Annotated in this window: 18 protein-coding genes and 2 tRNA genes; 18 read left to right on the top strand and 2 right to left on the bottom strand. The window is 53.1% G+C overall.

From position 1 onward, the window contains the following. The first annotated feature begins 78 nt into the window (after positions 1–78). The gene (greA, locus tag OGV79_RS07260) at positions 79–555 is read left to right on the top strand and encodes a transcription elongation factor GreA (RefSeq protein WP_012135312.1); all 477 of its coding nucleotides are present in this window, start codon (positions 79–81) and stop codon (positions 553–555) included. Positions 556–710: 155 nt separating this feature from the next. Here greA and yhbY read toward each other — a convergent pair whose 3' ends face one another. Continuing rightward, positions 711–1,004, bottom strand: a complete 294-nt coding sequence (gene yhbY, locus OGV79_RS07255) for a ribosome assembly RNA-binding protein YhbY (protein ID WP_004139797.1) — start codon at positions 1,002–1,004, stop codon at positions 711–713. Positions 1,005–1,130: 126 nt separating this feature from the next. On the opposite strand from yhbY, the gene rlmE reads away from it, so the two are divergent. The 6 genes from rlmE (at position 1,131) to OGV79_RS07225 (ending at position 6,719) form a co-directional block, all read left to right on the top strand. Continuing rightward, complete coding sequence (rlmE, locus tag OGV79_RS07250; protein WP_000145975.1) at positions 1,131–1,760, top strand: 23S rRNA (uridine(2552)-2'-O)-methyltransferase RlmE; 630 nt, start codon at positions 1,131–1,133, stop codon at positions 1,758–1,760. 99 nt (positions 1,761–1,859) lie between these two features. Next, the gene (gene ftsH / locus OGV79_RS07245) at positions 1,860–3,794 is read left to right on the top strand and encodes an ATP-dependent zinc metalloprotease FtsH (protein ID WP_012135310.1); all 1,935 of its coding nucleotides are present in this window, start codon (positions 1,860–1,862) and stop codon (positions 3,792–3,794) included. Between the two features lie 90 nt (positions 3,795–3,884). After that, positions 3,885–4,733, top strand: a complete 849-nt coding sequence (gene folP / locus OGV79_RS07240; RefSeq protein ID WP_058668151.1) for a dihydropteroate synthase — start codon at positions 3,885–3,887, stop codon at positions 4,731–4,733. Beyond that, positions 4,726–6,063: a phosphoglucosamine mutase gene (gene glmM / locus OGV79_RS07235; protein WP_012135308.1), complete on the top strand. Its 1,338-nt coding sequence runs from the start codon at positions 4,726–4,728 to the stop codon at positions 6,061–6,063. The genes folP and glmM overlap by 8 nt, the downstream gene beginning before the upstream one ends. A gap of 227 nt (positions 6,064–6,290) precedes the next feature. Further along, on the top strand, positions 6,291–6,623 hold the full coding sequence (gene secG, locus OGV79_RS07230) for a preprotein translocase subunit SecG (protein WP_012135307.1): 333 nt from the start codon (positions 6,291–6,293) through the stop codon (positions 6,621–6,623). 9 nt (positions 6,624–6,632) lie between these two features. Then, a tRNA-Leu gene (locus OGV79_RS07225) sits at positions 6,633–6,719 on the top strand. 205 nt (positions 6,720–6,924) lie between these two features. Here the strand turns inward: OGV79_RS07225 and argG are convergent. Continuing rightward, entirely contained in the window at positions 6,925–8,268 is a 1,344-nt protein-coding gene (argG, locus tag OGV79_RS07220) for an argininosuccinate synthase (RefSeq protein ID WP_286468200.1), read from the bottom strand. A gap of 346 nt (positions 8,269–8,614) precedes the next feature. Between argG and OGV79_RS07215 the strand changes: the two genes are divergently transcribed. The 11 genes from OGV79_RS07215 (at position 8,615) to deaD (ending at position 20,965) form a co-directional block, all read left to right on the top strand. Next, positions 8,615–8,691 (top strand) — tRNA-Met (locus OGV79_RS07215). A 207-nt stretch (positions 8,692–8,898) separates the two neighbouring features. Further along, the gene (gene rimP, locus OGV79_RS07210; RefSeq protein ID WP_012135304.1) at positions 8,899–9,351 is read left to right on the top strand and encodes a ribosome maturation factor RimP; all 453 of its coding nucleotides are present in this window, start codon (positions 8,899–8,901) and stop codon (positions 9,349–9,351) included. Between the two features lie 28 nt (positions 9,352–9,379). After that, positions 9,380–10,867 (top strand): transcription termination factor NusA, encoded by a 1,488-nt coding sequence (gene nusA, locus OGV79_RS07205; protein ID WP_012135303.1) that lies wholly within the window; start codon positions 9,380–9,382, stop codon positions 10,865–10,867. Between the two features lie 24 nt (positions 10,868–10,891). Beyond that, on the top strand, positions 10,892–13,576 hold the full coding sequence (gene infB, locus OGV79_RS07200; RefSeq protein WP_012135301.1) for a translation initiation factor IF-2: 2,685 nt from the start codon (positions 10,892–10,894) through the stop codon (positions 13,574–13,576). Positions 13,577–13,744: 168 nt separating this feature from the next. After that, on the top strand, positions 13,745–14,146 hold the full coding sequence (gene rbfA / locus OGV79_RS07195) for a 30S ribosome-binding factor RbfA (RefSeq protein WP_001040203.1): 402 nt from the start codon (positions 13,745–13,747) through the stop codon (positions 14,144–14,146). Next, entirely contained in the window at positions 14,146–15,090 is a 945-nt protein-coding gene (gene truB, locus OGV79_RS07190) for a tRNA pseudouridine(55) synthase TruB (protein ID WP_012135299.1), read from the top strand. Before rbfA ends, truB begins: the two co-directional genes overlap by 1 nt. Positions 15,091–15,242: 152 nt before the next feature. Continuing rightward, the gene (gene rpsO, locus OGV79_RS07185) at positions 15,243–15,512 is read left to right on the top strand and encodes a 30S ribosomal protein S15 (RefSeq protein WP_003861789.1); all 270 of its coding nucleotides are present in this window, start codon (positions 15,243–15,245) and stop codon (positions 15,510–15,512) included. A 246-nt stretch (positions 15,513–15,758) separates the two neighbouring features. After that, positions 15,759–17,894, top strand: coding sequence for a polyribonucleotide nucleotidyltransferase (pnp, locus tag OGV79_RS07180; RefSeq protein ID WP_286468199.1), 2,136 nt, complete (start codon positions 15,759–15,761; stop codon positions 17,892–17,894). A gap of 109 nt (positions 17,895–18,003) precedes the next feature. After that, positions 18,004–18,888: a lipoprotein NlpI gene (nlpI, locus tag OGV79_RS07175; RefSeq protein ID WP_012135296.1), complete on the top strand. Its 885-nt coding sequence runs from the start codon at positions 18,004–18,006 to the stop codon at positions 18,886–18,888. Positions 18,889–18,993: 105 nt separating this feature from the next. Further along, positions 18,994–19,074 carry a protein YrbN gene (yrbN, locus tag OGV79_RS07170; protein WP_010723222.1) on the top strand — a complete coding sequence of 27 codons (81 nt, stop codon included), beginning with the start codon at positions 18,994–18,996 and terminating at the stop codon, positions 19,072–19,074. Continuing rightward, a complete protein-coding gene (deaD, locus tag OGV79_RS07165; protein WP_024130983.1) occupies positions 19,067–20,965 on the top strand; it encodes an ATP-dependent RNA helicase DeaD in 1,899 nt (632 codons plus the stop codon). The genes yrbN and deaD overlap by 8 nt, the downstream gene beginning before the upstream one ends. The last annotated feature ends 66 nt before the right edge of the window (positions 20,966–21,031 follow it).

Genomic DNA, 21,031 nt, shown 5'->3' with positions numbered 1-21,031 from the left:
AGAACGCATACCGGAGCAGGCTTAGCAGCCGAGGCGGGGTCAATCACCCCCTACAGGAATGTTCAAGAGGTATAACAAATGCAAGCTATTCCGATGACTTTACGTGGTGCCGAAAAACTGCGCGAAGAGCTGGATTTTCTGAAATCTGTGCGCCGTCCTGAAATCATCGCCGCTATCGCGGAAGCGCGTGAGCATGGCGACCTGAAAGAGAACGCCGAGTATCACGCTGCGCGTGAACAGCAGGGTTTCTGCGAAGGACGTATCAAGGATATCGAGGCGAAGCTGTCGAATGCGCAGGTGATCGACGTGACGAAGATGCCGAACAACGGACGTGTTGTTTTCGGCGCAACGGTAACTGTTCTGAATCTCGATAACGATGAAGAGCAGACCTGGCGTATTGTCGGCGATGACGAAGCGGATTTTAAACAGAACCTGATTTCCGTGAATTCACCTATCGCGCGCGGCCTGGTTGGCAAAGAGCAGGATGACGTCGTGACCATCAAAACGCCTGGCGGCGAAGTGGAATACGAAGTGATTAAGGTGGAATACCTGTAAGAATTACCCAATACTCAAGATGTTGATGTATTGTAAAGAAAGGAAAAAGGCCGCTATGCGGCCTTTTATCAACGAAGAGAGCGTGGCATTTTGCTCTCCTGCTTGCGGAAAACCCCTCGTTTTACACAGATTTTGTGTTCGACTTTAGGATATTCTTAGCGTGGCAGCGAGATTTTACGTTCTTTAGTTGGGCGATAAAGTACCAGCGTTTTACCGATGACCTGTACGTTACAGGCGCCGGTTTCGCGTACGATAGCTTCCACGATCAAGGTTTTGGTTTCGCGATCTTCCGAGGCGATCTTCACCTTGATAAGTTCATGGTGCTCTAACGCTTGTTCAATCTCGGCCAGTACCCCTTCGGTCAAACCATTGTTGCCAAGCATAACTACCGGCTTGAGCGGATGTGCCAGACCTTTCAGGTGCTGTTTTTGTTTAGTACTCAGATTCATCGTATATTTTTGCTTACGTTGGGATTGAAAACGGGTCATTCTACCGCCATCTCCCATATATCACCAAATGAGCGCGTAAAAATTTACGCTACGGGTAACGATGAATTGCCCCGACGGGAAAGTTAAATGACAGGTAAAAAGCGTTCTGCCAGCTCGAGTCGCTGGCTTCAGGAACACTTTAGCGATAAATATGTTCAACAGGCGCAGAAAAAGGGGTTACGTTCCCGTGCCTGGTTTAAACTTGATGAAATACAGCAAAGTGACAAACTTTTTAAGCCGGGGATGACAGTTGTCGACCTCGGTGCTGCGCCAGGAGGCTGGTCACAGTATGTGGTCACGCAGATTGGCGGCAAAGGCCGTATCATCGCTTGCGATCTTTTACCTATGGATCCTATCGTTGGTGTGGACTTTCTTCAGGGCGACTTTCGTGATGAACTTGTTATGAAAGCGCTGCTGGAACGCGTGGGTGACAGTAAAGTACAAGTTGTCATGTCAGATATGGCACCAAACATGAGCGGAACACCGGCGGTGGATATCCCCCGCGCCATGTATCTGGTGGAACTGGCGTTAGAAATGTGTCGTGATGTGCTGGCGCCAGGTGGAAGTTTTGTAGTGAAGGTGTTCCAGGGCGAAGGTTTCGATGAGTACCTAAGGGAAATTCGCTCCCTGTTTACGAAGGTTAAAGTTCGTAAGCCGGACTCTTCGCGTGCGCGTTCACGCGAAGTGTATATTGTAGCGACCGGGCGAAAACCATAACCGGGGGATTTCAGACGAAAGTTTGAAAGAAGCTGGATATAGAGTATCCTGACGCTGTTTTTAACACAGTTGTAATAAGAGGTTAATCCCTTGAGTGACATGGCGAAAAACCTAATACTCTGGCTGGTCATTGCCGTTGTGCTGATGTCAGTATTCCAGAGCTTTGGGCCCAGCGAGTCTAATGGCCGTAAGGTGGATTACTCTACCTTCCTGCAAGAGGTCAACCAGGACCAGGTTCGTGAAGCGCGTATCAACGGACGTGAGATCAACGTTACCAAGAAAGATAGTAACCGTTACACGACCTACATTCCGGTTAACGATCCGAAGCTGCTTGATAACCTGCTGACCAAAAACGTCAAGGTTGTTGGCGAACCACCTGAAGAGCCGAGCCTGCTGGCTTCAATCTTTATTTCCTGGTTCCCGATGCTGTTGCTGATCGGCGTCTGGATCTTCTTCATGCGTCAGATGCAGGGCGGCGGTGGCAAAGGCGCCATGTCGTTCGGTAAGAGTAAAGCGCGCATGCTGACGGAAGATCAGATCAAAACCACTTTTGCCGATGTCGCAGGTTGTGACGAAGCGAAAGAAGAAGTGGCTGAGCTGGTCGAGTATCTGCGTGAACCAAGCCGCTTCCAGAAGCTGGGCGGTAAAATCCCGAAAGGCGTCCTGATGGTCGGCCCTCCGGGTACGGGTAAAACCCTGCTGGCGAAAGCTATTGCAGGCGAAGCGAAAGTCCCGTTCTTTACGATTTCCGGTTCTGACTTCGTCGAAATGTTCGTCGGTGTTGGCGCATCTCGTGTGCGTGACATGTTCGAGCAGGCTAAGAAAGCGGCGCCGTGCATTATCTTCATCGATGAAATCGACGCCGTAGGCCGCCAGCGTGGCGCGGGTCTGGGCGGTGGTCATGATGAACGTGAACAGACATTGAACCAGATGTTGGTTGAGATGGACGGCTTCGAAGGTAACGAAGGTATCATCGTTATCGCGGCGACTAACCGTCCAGACGTACTTGACCCTGCGCTGCTGCGTCCTGGCCGTTTCGACCGTCAGGTCGTGGTAGGTCTGCCAGACGTGCGTGGTCGTGAGCAGATCCTGAAAGTGCATATGCGTCGCGTACCGCTGGCGCCGGATATCGATGCGGCAATCATCGCACGCGGCACGCCGGGCTTCTCTGGCGCCGATCTGGCGAACCTTGTGAACGAAGCGGCGCTGTTTGCTGCCCGTGGCAACAAGCGTGTGGTATCCATGGTTGAGTTCGAGAAAGCGAAAGACAAAATCATGATGGGTGCGGAACGTCGCTCCATGGTGATGACGGAAGCGCAGAAAGAATCTACCGCTTACCACGAAGCAGGCCATGCGATTATTGGTCGCCTTGTTCCAGAGCACGATCCGGTGCATAAAGTGACGATTATTCCGCGCGGTCGTGCGCTGGGTGTGACCTTCTTCCTGCCTGAAGGCGACGCGATTAGCGCCAGCCGTCAGAAACTGGAAAGCCAGATCTCCACGTTGTACGGCGGTCGTCTGGCGGAAGAGATCATCTATGGCGTAGAGCATGTTTCTACCGGTGCGTCGAACGACATTAAAGTCGCGACTAACCTGGCGCGTAACATGGTCACCCAGTGGGGCTTCTCCGATAAGCTCGGCCCGCTGCTGTATGCAGAGGAAGAGGGTGAAGTGTTCCTGGGGCGTAGCGTTGCGAAAGCCAAACACATGTCTGATGAAACCGCGCGTATCATCGACCAGGAAGTGAAAGCGCTGATTGAACGTAACTACAATCGTGCTCGTCAGATCCTGAATGACAATATGGACATCCTGCATGCAATGAAAGATGCGCTCATGAAGTATGAGACCATCGATGCGCCGCAGATTGATGACCTGATGGCGCGCCGCGAAGTTCGCCCGCCGGCTGGCTGGGAAGATCCGAACGGCACCAACAACTCTGACAACAATGGCACGCCTCGTGCGCCGCGCCCGGTTGATGAACCGCGTACGCCGAACCCAGGCAACACCATGTCAGAGCAGTTAGGCGACAAATAAGTTATCTGTTATTGATGACTCTGCTTCACCGAAACCCTGGGGCTTGCTCCGGGGTTTTTTATATTTGAAATAACATCAGAAGGATTAGCTATGAAACTCTTCGCCCAGGGCTCCACGCTGGATCTCTCTCACCCACACGTAATGGGCATCCTGAACGTCACGCCGGATTCTTTCTCCGATGGCGGGACGCACAATACGCTGGTGGAGGCGGTGAAGCACGCTAATCTGATGATTAACGCCGGAGCGACGATTATTGATGTCGGCGGCGAATCAACGCGACCGGGAGCGGCGGATGTCAGCGTTGAAGAAGAACTGGAACGCGTGATCCCGGTAGTTGAGTCCATCGCCCAGCGTTTTGAGGTATGGATTTCAGTGGATACCTCAAAACCGGAGGTGATTCGGGAATCGGCAAGAGTGGGCGCTCACATCATCAACGACATCCGCTCTCTCTCTGAACCGGGCGCGCTTGAGGCGGCGGCTGAGACTGGTTTACCGGTCTGCCTGATGCATATGCAAGGGCAGCCTAAAACAATGCAGGAAGCGCCAAAGTACGAAGACGTTTTTGCGGAGGTCAATCGCTACTTTATTGACCAAATAGCACGCTGTGAAAGGGCTGGCATCGCAAAAGAGAAATTGTTGCTCGACCCGGGGTTCGGTTTCGGTAAAAATCTCTCCCATAACTATACGTTACTGGCACGTCTGGCGGAGTTTCATCATTTTAACCTGCCGCTGCTGGTGGGAATGTCACGTAAATCGATGATTGGTCAGTTGCTCAACGTCGGGCCCTCCGATCGTTTGAGCGGGAGCCTGGCGTGTGCGGTTATCGCCGCAATGCAGGGGGCGCATATCATTCGTGTCCATGACGTTAAAGAAACCGTAGAAGCGATGCGTGTGGTAGAAGCCACCCTGTCTGCAAAGGAAAATAAACGCTATGAGTAATCGTAAATATTTTGGCACCGATGGGATCCGTGGTCGTGTAGGCGATGCGCCCATTACTCCTGACTTTGTGCTTAAGCTGGGCTGGGCCGCAGGGAAAGTGCTGGCGCGTCATGGTTCACGTAAAATCATTATCGGTAAAGACACGCGTATTTCTGGCTATATGCTGGAGTCTGCGCTGGAAGCCGGTCTGGCGGCGGCGGGATTGTCTGCCTCTTTTACCGGCCCGATGCCGACGCCTGCGGTGGCTTACCTGACCCGAACCTTCCGTGCAGAGGCCGGGATCGTTATCTCCGCTTCGCATAACCCGTTTTATGACAACGGGATTAAATTCTTCTCCATTGACGGCACCAAACTGCCTGATGAAGTTGAAGAGGCCATTGAAGCAGAGATGGAAAAAGAGATCACCTGCGTGGATTCCTCTGAGCTGGGTAAAGCCAGCCGTATTGTGGATGCTGCGGGGCGCTACATTGAGTTCTGCAAAGGTACGTTCCCGAACGAACTGAGCCTGAATGAGCTGAAGATTGTTGTGGATTGCGCCAACGGTGCGACCTATCACATTGCACCGAACGTCCTGCGTGAACTGGGTGCGAATGTCATTGCGATTGGCTGTGAGCCGAACGGCGTCAATATTAATGAAGAAGTCGGCGCTACGGACGTGCGTGCGCTACAGGCGCGCGTGATCGCGGAGAAAGCCGATTTAGGGATCGCGCTGGACGGCGACGGCGATCGCGTGATCATGGTTGACCATGAAGGGAATAAAGTCGATGGCGATCAGATCATGTATATCATCGCCCGCGAAGGTTTGCGTCAGGGTCAACTGCGCGGTGGCGCAGTCGGTACGCTGATGAGCAACATGGGCCTGGAGCTGGCGTTGAAACAGCTGGGCATTCCGTTCGCGCGTGCTAAAGTCGGCGACCGCTACGTGCTGGAAAAACTGCAAGAAAAAGGCTGGCGTATTGGGGCGGAAAACTCCGGCCACGTTATTCTGCTGGATAAAACCACCACCGGTGACGGTATTGTCGCGGGGCTACAGGTTCTGGCGGCGATGGTGCGTAACCACATGAGTCTGCACGATTTGTGCAGCGGCATGAAAATGTTCCCGCAGATTCTGGTTAACGTACGTTATGCGGCCGGTAGCGGCGATCCGCTGGAGAATGACAACGTTAAGGCGGTGACGGCGGAAGTCGAAGCGGCGCTGGGAAATCGTGGTCGCGTGCTGCTGCGTAAGTCCGGTACTGAACCGTTAATTCGCGTAATGGTAGAAGGCGAGGATGAAGCGCAGGTTACTGAGTTTGCTCATCGTATTGCGGACGCCGTAAAAGCGGTTTAATCCTGGTGATAAGTGACTAAAAAGGCGGCGTTTGCCGCCTTTTTGTTGCAGGAAAAAGACCTTTTTGCTGTTTTTTTCCGCAGTTGATACAATGCACTAAAATTGCCCTTGCGAAGGTCATTCGCTTTGGTTAGTATTCACACCCGCTTCAGTGGGAAACAGTAAATTATCCCGCTTTATTGGTTGAAGCATTGGTATGCGGCAACTCCGCAAGGAACAGGTTGATTATGTACGAAGCTCTTTTGGTAGTTTTCCTTATTGTGGCAATTGGCCTGGTAGGCTTGATCATGCTACAGCAAGGTAAAGGCGCTGATATGGGAGCCTCCTTTGGAGCAGGCGCTTCCGCTACGCTGTTTGGTTCAAGTGGTTCTGGTAACTTCATGACCCGTATGACGGCTGTGCTGGCAACGCTGTTCTTCATCATCAGTCTGGCGCTGGGCAATATCAACAGCAACAAGACCAATAAAGGAAGTGAGTGGGAAAATCTGAGCGCTCCGGCAAAAACCGAGCAGACTCAGCCAGTTGCACCGGCACAGCCGAGCAGCGATATCCCACACTAAGATTTCCGTGCCGAGGTGGTGGAATTGGTAGACACGCTACCTTGAGGTGGTAGTGCCCAATAGGGCTTACGGGTTCAAGTCCCGTCCTCGGTACCAATATTCCTAAAGAAAGACGCTGAAAAGCGTCTTTTTTTTCGTCTGTATTTCGCGGGGGTTATAGACTTTGTTTTTGTCGGTTGGATAAGGCGTTTACGCCGCCATCCGACATGTTACGTAATGTGCCTGATGGCACTTCGTTTATCAGGCCTACACCGCCCACAAAAAAGGCCGCTTATGCGGCCTTTAATCGTTGTCCGTTAACTTACTTGCTTTTGTTTTCCAGATTCTCAACCTGCGGCAAACCTGTCACGGAAGAGGCGGAAAGCAGGCCTGACTGCGCATAACCAAACAGTTTTTCACGCGTATCGGTGATATCCAGATTGCGCATCGTCAACTGACCGATACGGTCATCCGGCGAGAACACGGAGTCACCTTTTTCCATCGTCAGACGCTCTGGTTTGTAGGTCAGATTGTCAGAGACGGTATTCAGGATCGAGTAGTCGTTACCACGACGCAGCTCCAGCGTGACTTCACCAGTAATCTGGCTGGCCACCCAACGTTGCAGACCGTCACGCAGCATCAGCGCCTGGGAGTCAAACCAGCGGCCCTGATACAGCAGGCGGCCTAACTGACGGCCATGCGCATGATATTGCTCGATAGTGTCTTCGTTGTGGATGCCGGTCAGCAGACGCTCGTAGGCAATATGCAGCAGCGCCATCCCCGGCGCTTCATAGATACCCCGGCTCTTCGCTTCGATGATACGGTTCTCAATCTGATCGCTCATACCCAGACCGTGACGGCCGCCGATACGGTTGGCTTCCAGCATCAGTTCAACATCATCGCTGAAGGTCTTACCGTTCAACGCGACAGGATGCCCCTGTTCAAAGCGCACGGTAACTTCTTCCGCCGGGATTTTCACGTTTTCATCCCAGAACTTGACGCCCATGATTGGATTGACGATCTTGACGCTGGAGTTCAGGAATTCCAGATCTTTGGCTTCATGGGTCGCGCCGAGCATGTTGGAGTCAGTGGAATAGGCCTTTTCGACGGACATCTTGTAGTCGAAACCGCAGGCAATCATAAACTCGGACATCTCATGACGACCGCCCAGCTCATCAATAAAGTCGGTATCCAGCCACGGTTTGTAAATCTGTAGCTCCGCGTTGGTCAACAGGCCGTAACGGTAGAAACGCTCGATGTCGTTTCCTTTATAGGTACTGCCGTCGCCCCAGATGTTAACACCATCTTCCTTCATCGCGGCGACCAGCATCGTGCCGGTAACGGCGCGGCCCAGCGGCGTGGTGTTGAAATAGGTCAGTCCGCCGGTGGTGTTATGGAAAGCGCCGCACTGGATCGCGGCGATCCCTTCGGCAACCAGCTGTTTACGGCAATCAATCAGGCGAGCGTTCTCTGCGCCGTATTCCATTGCGCGACGAGGAATGGCGTCATAGTCATCCTCATCCGGCTGACCCAGATTCGCAGTATATGCATAAGGGACAGCGCCTTTTTGTCGCATCCACAGCAGTGCAGCGCTGGTGTCCAGGCCGCCGGAAAAAGCGATACCAATACGTTGACCTACCGGAAGATGCTTGAGAATCGTCGTCATAAATAAAACCCTGCTTGATAGACTGATGAAGAGATCGGCTTTCTGCTCTCAGTGCATTTTTATGCAAAATAAATGAGTTTTCATTTAATCATCTTTTACGGATGACAGGAAGAGTTTAGTGATAATTTCGTTAAAAAACGGTATGGGGTGGCTTCTTTCCTGACTGGTGCGGCTTCTTAACGGAGGCCGGGTTAGTATTCATTCATGTGCATATTATTAACGCGGTTGACATATCGCATATTGAATCAATATAATACGCGCAGATTTTACGTCCCGTCCTCGGTACCAAATCCCAGCAGTATTTGCATCTTTTACCCAAAGCGAGTAAAATTTGCCACGTTTCAGGCGCGGGGTGGAGCAGCCTGGTAGCTCGTCGGGCTCATAACCCGAAGGTCGTCGGTTCAAATCCGGCCCCCGCAACCACTTTCCCTTAGAGTTCTTTTTCAAATATACTGTGAAGACTTAGGCCTTCGTAGCTGGATTTGAAAAAAATTCTTTCGGAAGGTTCTCCAGACCGCAGTTGCGGTTATAGGGTTCAGTTATCTAAAGCCCCGATTTATCGGGGTTTTTTGTTATCTGACTACAGAATAACTGGGCTTTAGGCCCTTTTTTTATGTCTTGGGGGTGGGCTTGTCCACATTAGAGCAAAAATTAACAGAGATGATTACAGCGCCAGTTGAAGCCTTAGGTTACGAACTGGTCGGCATCGAATTTATTCGCGGTCGCACATCCACACTGCGCATCTATATTGATAGTGAAGATGGCATCAATGTTGATGATTGTGCTGATGTGAGTCACCAGGTGAGCGCGGTGCTGGATGTCGAAGATCCCATCACTGTGGCATACAACCTGGAAGTCTCCTCGCCAGGTCTCGACCGTCCTATGTTCACGGCTGAGCACTACGCGCGTTTCCTGGGTGAAGAAGTGACGCTGGTACTTCGTATGGCGGTACAAAACCGTCGTAAATGGCAGGGCGTTATCAAAGCGGTTGACGGTGAAATGATCACTGTCACAGTCGAAGGTAAAGATGAAGTGTTCGCGCTGAGTAATATCCAGAAGGCGAACCTGGTTCCCCACTTTTAATAGTCTGGATTGAGGTGAAAAGCCCGCGATGAACAAAGAAATTTTGGCCGTTGTTGAAGCCGTTTCCAATGAGAAAGCGCTGCCACGCGAGAAGATTTTTGAAGCGCTGGAAAGTGCGCTGGCTACAGCAACGAAGAAAAAATACGAACAAGAGATCGATGTTCGCGTACAAATCGATCGTAAAAGCGGTGATTTCGATACCTTCCGTCGTTGGTTAATCGTAGAAGAAGTCACGCTGCCGACAAAAGAAATTACGCTGGAAGCGGCGCGTTTTGAAGACGAAAGCCTGAACCTGGGCGACTACGTTGAAGATCAGATTGAATCTGTCACCTTTGACCGTATCACCACCCAGACGGCAAAACAGGTTATCGTACAGAAAGTACGTGAAGCCGAGCGTGCGATGGTGGTCGATCAGTTCCGCGAGCACGAAGGCGAAATCATCACCGGCGTGGTGAAGAAAGTAAACCGCGACAACATCTCTTTGGATCTGGGCAGCAATGCTGAAGCCGTGATCCTGCGTGAAGATATGCTGCCGCGCGAAAACTTCCGTCCTGGCGACCGTATTCGTGGCGTTCTGTACTCCGTTCGCCCGGAAGCGCGTGGTGCGCAACTGTTTGTGACGCGTTCCAAACCGGAAATGCTGATCGAGCTGTTCCGTATTGAAGTACCGGAAATCGGCGAAGAAGTCATCGAAATTAAAGCGGCGGCTCGCGATCCGGGTTCCCGTGCGAAAATCGCGGTGAAAACCAACGACAAGCGTATCGATCCGGTCGGCGCCTGTGTGGGTATGCGTGGTGCGCGCGTTCAGGCCGTTTCTACTGAACTGGGCGGCGAGCGTATCGATATCGTCCTGTGGGATGATAACCCGGCGCAGTTCGTGATTAACGCGATGGCGCCAGCAGACGTCGCTTCTATCGTGGTGGATGAAGATAAACACACCATGGATATCGCTGTTGAAGCCGGTAATCTGGCTCAGGCGATCGGACGTAATGGTCAGAACGTCCGTCTGGCTGCGCAACTGAGCGGCTGGGAACTTAACGTGATGACGGTTGATGACTTGCAGGCTAAGCATCAGGCTGAAGCACATGCAGCTATCGATACCTTCACCAAATATCTCGATATTGATGAAGAGTTCGCAACCGTACTGGTTGAAGAAGGTTTCGCGACGCTGGAAGAACTGGCCTACGTGCCAATGAAAGAACTGCTGGAAATCGACGGGCTGGATGAACCGACCGTTGAAGCGCTGCGCGAGCGTGCCAAAAACGCACTGACCACTCTGGCACTGGCCCAGGAAGAAAGCCTTGGTGATAACAAACCGTCTGACGATCTGCTGAATCTGGAAGGATTGGGTCGCGACCTGGCATTCAAACTGGCTGCCCGTGGTGTTTGTACGCTGGAAGATCTCGCTGAGCAGGGCATTGATGATCTGGCTGATATCGAAGGGTTGACCGACGAAAAAGCCGGTGAGCTGATTATGGCTGCCCGTAATATTTGCTGGTTCGGCGACGAAGCGTAATAAACTGTAGCAGGAAGGAACAGCATGACAGATGTAACCGTAAAAGCGCTGGCCGCAGAGATACAGACCTCCGTGGATCGCCTGGTACAGCAATTCGCTGATGCCGGTATCCCGAAGTCTGCTGATGACTCTGTGTCCGCACAAGAAAAACAGACTTTACTGGCGCACCTGAATCGTGAAAATGGTTCAGGGCCGGATAAGTTGACGCTGCAACGTAAAACGCGCAGCACGTTGAATATTCCAGGTACCGGTGGAAAAAGTAAATCGGTACAAATCGAAGTCCGCAAGAAACGCACCTTTGTGAAACGCGATCCGCAAGAGACAGAACGTCTCGCTGCGGAAGAGCAGGCGCAGCGTGAAGCGGAAGAGCAAGCCCGTCGTGAGGCAGAAGAAACAGCCAAACGCGAGGCGCAACAAAAAGCTGACCGTGAGGCCGCAGAACAAGCTAAACGTGACGCCGCTGAAAAAGCGAAACGTGAAGCTGCGGAAAAAGACAAAGTGAGCAATCAACAGACTGACGATATGACCAAGACCGCCCAGGCCGAAAAAGCCCGCCGTGAAAATGAAGCAGCAGAGCTGAAGCGTAAAGCGGAAGAAGAAGCGCGTCGCAAACTTGAAGAAGAAGCGCGTCGCGTAGCAGAAGAAGCTCGCCGCATGGCGGAAGAGAACAAATGGACTGATAACGCGGAACCGACTGAAGACACCAGCGATTATCACGTTACCACGTCTCAACACGCCCGCCAGGCCGAAGACGAAAACGACCGTGAAGTTGAAGGCGGCCGTGGTCGTAGTCGCAATGCGAAAGCAGCGCGTCCGGCGAAAAAAGGCAACAAACACTCTGAATCGAAAGCCGATCGTGAAGAAGCCCGTGCGGCCGTTCGCGGCGGTAAAGGCGGTAAAAACCGTAAAGGTTCTGCTCTGCAACAGAGCTTCCAGAAACCGGTTCAGGCTGTTAACCGTGACGTTGTGATTGGTGAAACCATCACCGTTGGCGAGCTGGCGAACAAGATGGCGGTAAAAGGCTCTCAGGTCATCAAAGCGATGATGAAACTGGGCGCGATGGCAACTATCAACCAGGTCATCGACCAGGAAACCGCACAGCTGGTTGCTGAAGAGATGGGCCACAAAGTTATCCTGCGTCGTGAAAACGAGCTGGAAGAAGCGGTAATGAGCGACCGTGACACGGGTGCGGCGGCAGAACCGCGTGCTCCGGTTGTGACCATCATGGGTCACGTTGACCACGGTAAAACCTCTCTGCTGGACTACATTCGTTCTACGAAAGTTGCCTCTGGCGAAGCGGGCGGCATTACCCAGCACATCGGTGCTTACCACGTTGAAACCGACAACGGTATGATCACCTTCCTGGATACCCCGGGTCACGCCGCGTTTACCTCTATGCGTGCTCGTGGTGCGCAGGCAACGGATATCGTTGTTCTGGTTGTGGCGGCAGACGACGGCGTGATGCCGCAGACCATCGAAGCTATCCAGCACGCGAAAGCGGCGGGTGTGCCGGTTGTGGTTGCGGTGAACAAGATCGATAAGCCAGAAGCCGATCCGGATCGTGTTAAAAACGAACTGTCCCAGTACGGCATCCTGCCGGAAGAGTGGGGCGGCGAAAGCCAGTTCGTCCACGTATCTGCAAAAGCGGGTACTGGCATCGACGAACTGCTGGATGCAATCCTGTTGCAGGCTGAAGTCCTCGAACTGAAAGCAGTTCGTAAAGGCATGGCGAGCGGCGCGGTAATTGAATCCTTCCTGGATAAAGGTCGTGGTCCGGTTGCAACCGTCCTGGTTCGTGAAGGTACGCTGAACAAAGGCGACATCGTCCTGTGTGGCTTCGAATATGGCCGCGTTCGTGCAATGCGTAACGAATTGGGTCAGGAAGTGCTGGAAGCGGGTCCGTCCATTCCGGTTGAGATCCTGGGTCTGTCCGGCGTTCCGGCTGCCGGTGATGAAGTGACCGTGGTTCGTGACGAGAAGAAAGCCCGTGAAGTTGCGCTGTATCGTCAGGGTAAATTCCGCGAAGTTAAACTGGCGCGTCAGCAGAAATCTAAACTTGAGAACATGTTCGCTAACATGACCGAAGGCGAAGTTCATGAAGTGAACATCGTACTGAAAGCGGACGTTCAGGGCTCTGTGGAAGCGATCTCCGACTCTTTACTGAAACTGTCTACCGACGAAGTGAAAGTGAAGATCATCGGTTCCGGCGTAGGTGGTATCACCGAAACCGACGCAACCCTGGCTGCTGCATCCAACGCGATCCTGGTTGGCTTCAACGTGCGTGCCGATGCCTCTGCGCGTAAAGTGATTGAAGCGGAAAGCCTGGATCTGCGCTACTACTCCGTCATCTATAACCTGATCGACGAAGTGAAAGCGGCAATGAGCGGCATGCTGTCTCCAGAACTGAAACAGCAGATCATTGGTCTGGCTGAAGTCCGTGACGTGTTCAAATCACCGAAATTTGGCGCTGTCGCAGGCTGTATGGTTACTGAAGGTACGATTAAACGCCACAACCCGATCCGCGTACTGCGCGACAACGTGGTTATCTACGAAGGCGAGCTGGAATCCCTGCGCCGCTTCAAAGATGACGTTAACGAAGTCCGTAACGGCATGGAATGTGGTATCGGCGTTAAGAACTACAACGACGTTCGCGTTGGCGATATGATCGAAGTGTTCGAGATCATCGAGATCCAACGTACGATTGCGTAAGGTCGGCCGGGTTGTAGGCCGGATAAGGCGTTTACGCCGCCATCCGGCAATGTAATGCCTGATGGCGCCATGCTTATCAGGCCTACAGTTTATAGCCCACGCCACCCGGCATGAAATTTAAAAAGGGGCTTTTGGCCCCTTTTTTGTCTTTATTCTGGAGAATTTATTATGGCGAAAGAATTTGGTCGCCCGCAGCGCGTAGCCCAGGAAATGCAAAAAGAGATCGCTATCATCCTGCAACGCGAAATTAAAGATCCGCGTCTTGGCATGATGACCACCGTTTCCGGTGTGGAGATGTCCCGCGATCTGGCCTATGCCAAAGTGTATGTCACCTTTCTGAACGACAAAGATGAAGACGCGGTAAAAGCGGGCATCAAAGCGTTGCAGGAAGCGTCTGGCTTTATCCGTACCCTGCTGGGGAAAGCGATGCGTCTGCGTATCGTGCCGGAACTGACCTTCTTCTACGACAACTCGCTGGTTGAAGGGATGCGTATGTCTAACCTGGTGACTAACGTGGTGAAACATGACGAAGAACGTCGTGTGAACCCGGACGACAGCAAGGAGGACTAATGAGTCGTCCTCGTCGTCGTGGTCGCGACATTCACGGCGTCCTGCTGCTGGATAAGCCGCAGGGCATGTCCAGCAATGACGTCTTGCAGAAAGTAAAACGCATCTATAACGCCAACCGTGCCGGACATACCGGCGCGCTGGACCCGCTGGCGACGGGCATGTTGCCCATCTGCCTCGGGGAAGCGACAAAGTTTTCGCAGTATCTGCTGGATTCTGACAAACGTTACCGCGTGATTGCCCGCCTGGGGCAGCGTACCGACACCTCCGATGCCGATGGTCAAATCGTGCAGGAACGTCCGGTAACCTTCAGCGCAGAGCAGTTAGCTGCCGCGCTGGAGACGTTCCGTGGCGATATCGAGCAGATTCCATCGATGTATTCGGCGCTGAAGTATCAGGGCAAGAAGCTCTACGAATATGCGCGTCAGGGGATTGAAGTTCCCCGTGAAGCCCGCCCGATTACCGTTTACGAACTGCTGTTTATTCGCCACGAAGGGGATGAACTGGAACTGGAGGTTCACTGCTCGAAGGGCACCTACATTCGCACCATTATCGATGATTTGGGTGAGAAACTTGGGTGTGGCGCGCATGTGATCTTCCTGCGACGTCTGGCGGTCAGTAAATATCCGGTTGACCGTATGGTCACGCTGGAACAGCTACGTGAGCTTGTTGAACAGGCGGAACGGCAGGATATTCCGGCTGCGCAACTGTTAGATCCGCTGCTGATGCCGATGGACAGTCCGGCTTCGGACTATCCAGTTGTCAATCTTCCTTTAACGTCATCGGTTTACTTTAAAAACGGTAACCCGGTACGGACGACAGGCGTGCCGCTTGAAGGACTGGTTCGCGTGACGGAAGGTGATGACGAAAAATTTATTGGCATGGGCGAAATCGACGATGAAGGCCGCGTGGCGCCTCGTCGGTTAGTGGTTGAGTACCCGGCGTAATGCTGCTCCGTCTTGCGATAACAGGACGCTACGAGTAGAATACCGCCGCTTAACGTCACGTAAATTTTTTAACAAGTTCGCGCGGCGTTTACATGGGGTCGCTGAATTAGAGATTGGCACCCTTTCATTCTTTATTATTTTTGGAGTTCATCATGTCTCTAAGCGTTGAAGCTAAAGCTAAAATCGTTTCTGAGTTTGGTCGTGGTACTAACGACAGCGGTTCTACCGAAGTTCAGGTTGCTCTGCTGACTGCACAGATTAACCACCTGCAGGGCCACTTTGCAGAGCACAAAAAAGATCACCACAGCCGTCGTGGTCTGCTGCGCATGGTTTCTCAGCGTCGTAAACTGCTCGACTACCTGAAACGTAAAGATGTTGCACGTTACACCGCGCTGATCGAGCGTCTGGGTCTGCGTCGCTAATTCTTGCGAGTTTCAGAAAGAGGGGGCCTTCATGGCCCCTTTTTTCAACCAGACGGCAGCAATTCACTGGAAACTAATGTATTGTTGCTATGGATGATCTTCCGTTGCAGAGGTTCGCGCGGCTAATGAGAGGCTTCACCCAAAGAGCATGGGTTAGGGTTGTCATTAGTCGCGAGGATGCGCAGAAGATCGGGTATTAACGATGGCGCCTGAGTGTGCCGTCAAAAATTAAGAAAGGGTATTATTTTGCTTAATCCGATCGTTCGTAAATTCCAGTACGGTCAGCATACCGTTACGCTGGAAACTGGCATGATGGCGCGTCAGGCAACTGCCGCCGTTATGGTAAGCATGGATGACACTGCGGTATTCGTTACCGTTGTTGGTCAGAAAAAAGCGAAGCCGGGCCAGGATTTCTTCCCGCTGACCGTTAACTATCAGGAGCGTACTTACGCTGCTGGCCGTATCCCGGGCAGCTTCTTCCGTCGTGAAGGCCGTCCGAGCGAAGGCGAAACCCTGATCGCGCGTCTGATTGACCGCCCGGTTCGTCCGCTGTTCCCGGAAGGCTTCGTTAACGAAGTTCAGGTTATCGCAACCGTCGTTTCCGTTAACCCGCAGGTTAACCCGGATATCGTCGCGATGATCGGTGCTTCTGCCGCGCTGTCTCTGTCCGGCATTCCGTTCAACGGCCCGATTGGCGCCGCGCGTGTTGGTTATATCAATGACCAGTATGTACTGAACCCGACTCAGGACGAACTGAAAGAAAGTAAGCTGGACCTGGTGGTTGCCGGTACTGAAGCGGCTGTTCTTATGGTTGAATCCGAAGCAGAACTGCTGAGCGAAGACACCATGCTGGGCGCCGTGGTATTCGGCCACGAGCAGCAGCAGATTGTGATTCAGAACATCAACGATCTGGTGAAAGAAGCAGGCAAACCGCGTTGGGACTGGCAGCCGGAAGCGGTAAACGAAGTGCTGAACGCGCGCGTTGCTGCACTGGCCGAAGCTCGCCTGAGCGACGCTTACCGTATCACCGACAAACAGGAGCGTTATGCTCAGGTTGACGTGATCAAATCTGAAACCATCGCTGCGCTGGTTGCAGAAGACGAAACCCTGGACGAAAACGAACTGGGCGAAATCCTGCACGCTATCGAGAAAAACGTTGTTCGTAGCCGCGTACTGGCCGGCGAGCCGCGTATTGATGGCCGTGAAAAAGACATGATCCGTGGCCTGGACGTGCGTACTGGCGTGCTGCCGCGTACTCACGGTTCCGCGCTGTTCACTCGTGGCGAAACGCAGGCGCTGGTCACGGCGACGCTGGGTACCGCTCGTGACGCGCAGGTTCTTGATGAACTGATGGGCGAACGCACTGACAGCTTCCTGTTCCACTATAACTTCCCTCCGTACTCCGTTGGTGAAACCGGCATGGTCGGTTCTCCGAAGCGTCGTGAAATTGGTCACGGTCGTCTGGCGAAGCGCGGCGTTCTGGCAGTTATGCCGGAAATGGACAAATTCCCGTACACCGTTCGCGTGGTGTCTGAAATTACTGAATCCAACGGGTCTTCCTCTATGGCTTCCGTGTGTGGCGCTTCCCTGGCGCTGATGGACGCAGGCGTGCCGATTAAAGCGGCCGTTGCGGGTATCGCGATGGGTCTGGTGAAAGAAGGCGACAACTTTGTTGTTCTGTCTGACATCCTGGGCGACGAAGACCACCTGGGCGATATGGACTTCAAAGTGGCGGGTTCCCGCGACGGTATCTCTGCGTTGCAGATGGATATCAAAATTGAAGGTATCACCAAAGAGATCATGCAGGTTGCGCTGAACCAGGCAAAAGGTGCGCGTCTGCACATCCTGGGCGTGATGGAACAGGCGATCAACGCGCCGCGTGGCGATATTTCTCAGTTCGCTCCGCGTATCCACACCATCAAGATCAACCCGGACAAGATCAAAGACGTTATCGGTAAGGGCGGTTCTGTTATCCGTGCTCTGACCGAAGAAACTGGCACCACCATCGAAATCGAAGATGACGGTACGGTGAAGATCGCGGCGACCGACGGCGAAAAAGCGAAACATGCTATCCGTCGTATCGAAGAGATCACTGCGGAAATCGAAGTGGGCCGTATCTACAATGGTAAAGTGACCCGCATCGTTGACTTTGGCGCGTTTGTTGCCATTGGCGGCGGTAAAGAAGGTCTGGTACACATCTCTCAGATCGCTGACAAGCGCGTAGAGAAAGTGACCGATTACCTGCAAATGGGTCAGGAAGTACCGGTTAAAGTTCTGGAAGTTGATCGCCAGGGCCGCGTACGTCTGAGCATTAAAGAAGCAACTGAGCAGTCTCAACCAGCTGCTGCGCCGGAAGCTCCGGCAGCAGAACAGGGCGAGTAAGGTTGCCATTTGCCCTCCGCTTTGGCGGAGGGCCTTTGACCCGGCAGGACGCCTTGTCAGCAACCGGGGAACAGGACGTTCATTCAATCGTTGTCTTCGGGAGTGGGAAATGAAGCCTTTTTTGCGCTGGTGTTTCGTTGCGACAGCACTCACGCTGGCAGGATGCAGCAACTCTGCCTGGCGTAAGAGTGAAGTCCTCGCGGTGCCATTGCAACCGACTTTGCAGCAGGAAGTGATTCTGGCACGCATGGAACAAATTCTTGCCAGTCGGGCTTTAACCGATGACGAACGCGCACAGCTTTTATATGAGCGCGGAGTGTTGTATGATAGTCTGGGTCTGAGGGCATTAGCGCGAAATGATTTTTCACAAGCGCTGGCAATCCGACCGGATATGCCTGAAGTATTCAATTACTTAGGCATTTATTTAACGCAGGCAGGCAATTTTGATGCTGCCTATGAAGCGTTTGATTCTGTACTTGAGCTTGATCCAACTTACAACTACGCGTACTTAAATCGCGGTATCGCATTGTATTACGGCGGTCGCGACAAGTTAGCGCAAGATGATCTGCTGGCGTTTTATCAAGACGATCCCAATGATCCTTTCCGCAGCCTGTGGCTTTATCTCGCTGAGCAGAAGCTCGATGAGAAGCAGGCGAAAGAAGCGTTAAAGCAACGCTTCGAGAAATCGGATAAAGAACAATGGGGATGGAACATTGTCGAGTTCTACCTGGGCAACATTAGCGAAGCAACGCTGATGGAACGCCTGAAGGCGGACGCAACGGATAACACCTCGCTCGCTGAGCATCTCAGTGAAACCAACTTCTATTTAGGTAAGTATTACCTAAGTCTGGGGGATTTGGACAACGCTACGGCATTGTTCAAACTGGCGGTGGCTAACAACGTTCATAACTTTGTTGAGCACCGATACGCATTGTTGGAATTATCGCTCCTGGGCCAGGACCAAGATGACCTGGCAGAATCGGACCAGCAATAGCTGACGTACACATCAGCCCGTAATCTTTTTGATTGCCATCACCTTCACGGGTGAGGGCGTTGTTGTTCGTTAATACACCTACTTTGAGCCGGTTCACACTTTTCAATGAAAATTGCAGATCAATTTCATGATGAGTTATGTAGACTGGCCGCCATTAATTTTGAGGCACACGTACTACATGGCTGAATTCGAAACCACTTTTGCAGATCTGGGCCTGAAGGCTCCTATCCTTGACGCCCTTAACGATCTGGGTTACGAAAAACCATCTCCAATCCAGGCAGAGTGCATCCCGCATCTGCTGGGCGGTCGCGATGTTCTGGGTATGGCCCAGACCGGTAGCGGCAAAACCGCAGCGTTCTCCTTACCGCTGCTTAACAATCTTGATCCTGAGCTGAAGGCACCTCAGATTCTGGTGCTGGCACCGACCCGCGAACTGGCGGTTCAGGTTGCTGAAGCCATGACGGATTTCTCTAAACATATGCGCGGCGTGAACGTGGTTGCCCTGTACGGCGGCCAGCGTTATGACGTGCAGTTACGCGCCCTGCGTCAAGGGCCGCAGATCGTTGTCGGTACGCCGGGACGTCTGCTTGATCACTTAAAACGCGGCACGCTGGATCTCTCTAAACTGAGCGGTCTGGTGCTGGACGAAGCCGACGAAATGCTGCGTATGGGCTTCATCGAAGACGTTGAAACCATCATGGCGCAGATTCCTGAAGGTCATCAGACCGCACTGTTCTCTGCCACCATGCCGGAAGCGATTCGTCGCATTACCCGCCGCTTTATGAAAGAGCCGCAGGAAGTTCGCATTCAGTCCAGCGTGACCACGCGTCCTGACATCAGCCAGAGCTACTGGACTGTCTGGGGCATGCGTAAAAACGAAGCGCTGGTGCGTTTCCTGGAAGCTGAAGATTTTGATGCGGCGATTATCTTCGTTCGTACTAAAAATGCGACCCTGGAAGTGGCTGAAGCGCTGGAGCGTAGCGGTTACAACAGCGCCGCGCTGAATGGCGACATGAACCAGGCGCTGCGTGAGCAGACTCTGGAGCGTCTGAAAGACGGTCGTCTGGATATCCTGATTGCAACTGACGTTGCGGCCCGTGGCCTGGACGTTGAGCGCATCAGCCTGGTTGTAAACTACGATATCCCGATGGACTCCGAGTCTTACGTTCACCGTATCGGCCGTACCGGTCGTGCGGGTCGTGCTGGCCGCGCGCTGCTGTTCGTTGAGAACCGCGAGCGTCGTCTGCTGCGCAACATTGAACGCACCATGAAGCTGACCATCCCGGAAGTGGAACTGCCGAACGCAGAACTGCTGGGCAAACGCCGTCTGGAAAAATTTGCAGCGAAAGTTCAGCAGCAGCTGGAAAGCAGCGATCTGGATCAGTACCGCGCACTGCTGGCGAAAATCCAGCCGACCGAAGAAGGCGAAGAGCTGGATCTCGAAACGCTGGCTGCCGCACTGCTGAAAATGGCGCAGGGCGAACGCACGCTGATCGTACCGCCGGATGCGCCGATGCGTCCTAAACGTGAATTCCGTGACCGTGATGACCGTGGTCCGCGCGATCGTAACGATCGTGGCCCGCGTGCTGATCGTGGTGACCGTGAAGATCGCCCGCGTCGTGAACGTCGTGACGTTGGCGATATGCAGCTGTACCGCATTGAAGTGGGCCGTGATGACGGTGTTGAAGTGCGTCATATCGTTGGCGCGATTGCTAACGAAGGCGACATCAGCAGCCGTTACATTGGTAACATCAAGCTGTTTGCTTCCCACTCCACCATTGAGCTGCCGAAAGGTATGCCGGGTGAGGTGTTGCAGCACTTTACGCGCACCCGCATCCTGAACAAGCCGATGAACATGCAACTGCTGGGCGATGCGCAACCGCATTCCGGTAACGAGCGTCGTGGCGGTGGTCGTAGCTTCGGTGGCGAGCGTCGTGAAGGCGGTCGTGGTTTTGGCGGCGAACGTCGTGAAGGTGGCCGTGGTGATGGTCGTCGTTTCAGCGGTGAGCGTCGTGAAGGCCGTGCGCCGCGTCGTGACGACTCCACCGGTCGTCGTCGTTTCGGCGGTGATGCGTAATTCACGCTAAATCGCGGTCTCGCACCGTAAAGTAAAATATACAGCCCCGATGATTGCGATCGGGGC

Source organism: Citrobacter sp. CK185 (assembly GCF_030333565.1).
GTDB classification, from domain to species: Bacteria; Pseudomonadota; Gammaproteobacteria; order Enterobacterales; family Enterobacteriaceae; genus Citrobacter_B; species Citrobacter_B koseri.
The sequence above is the reverse complement of the archived record's forward strand: the minus strand, read 5'-3'. Positions and strand labels throughout refer to the sequence as shown.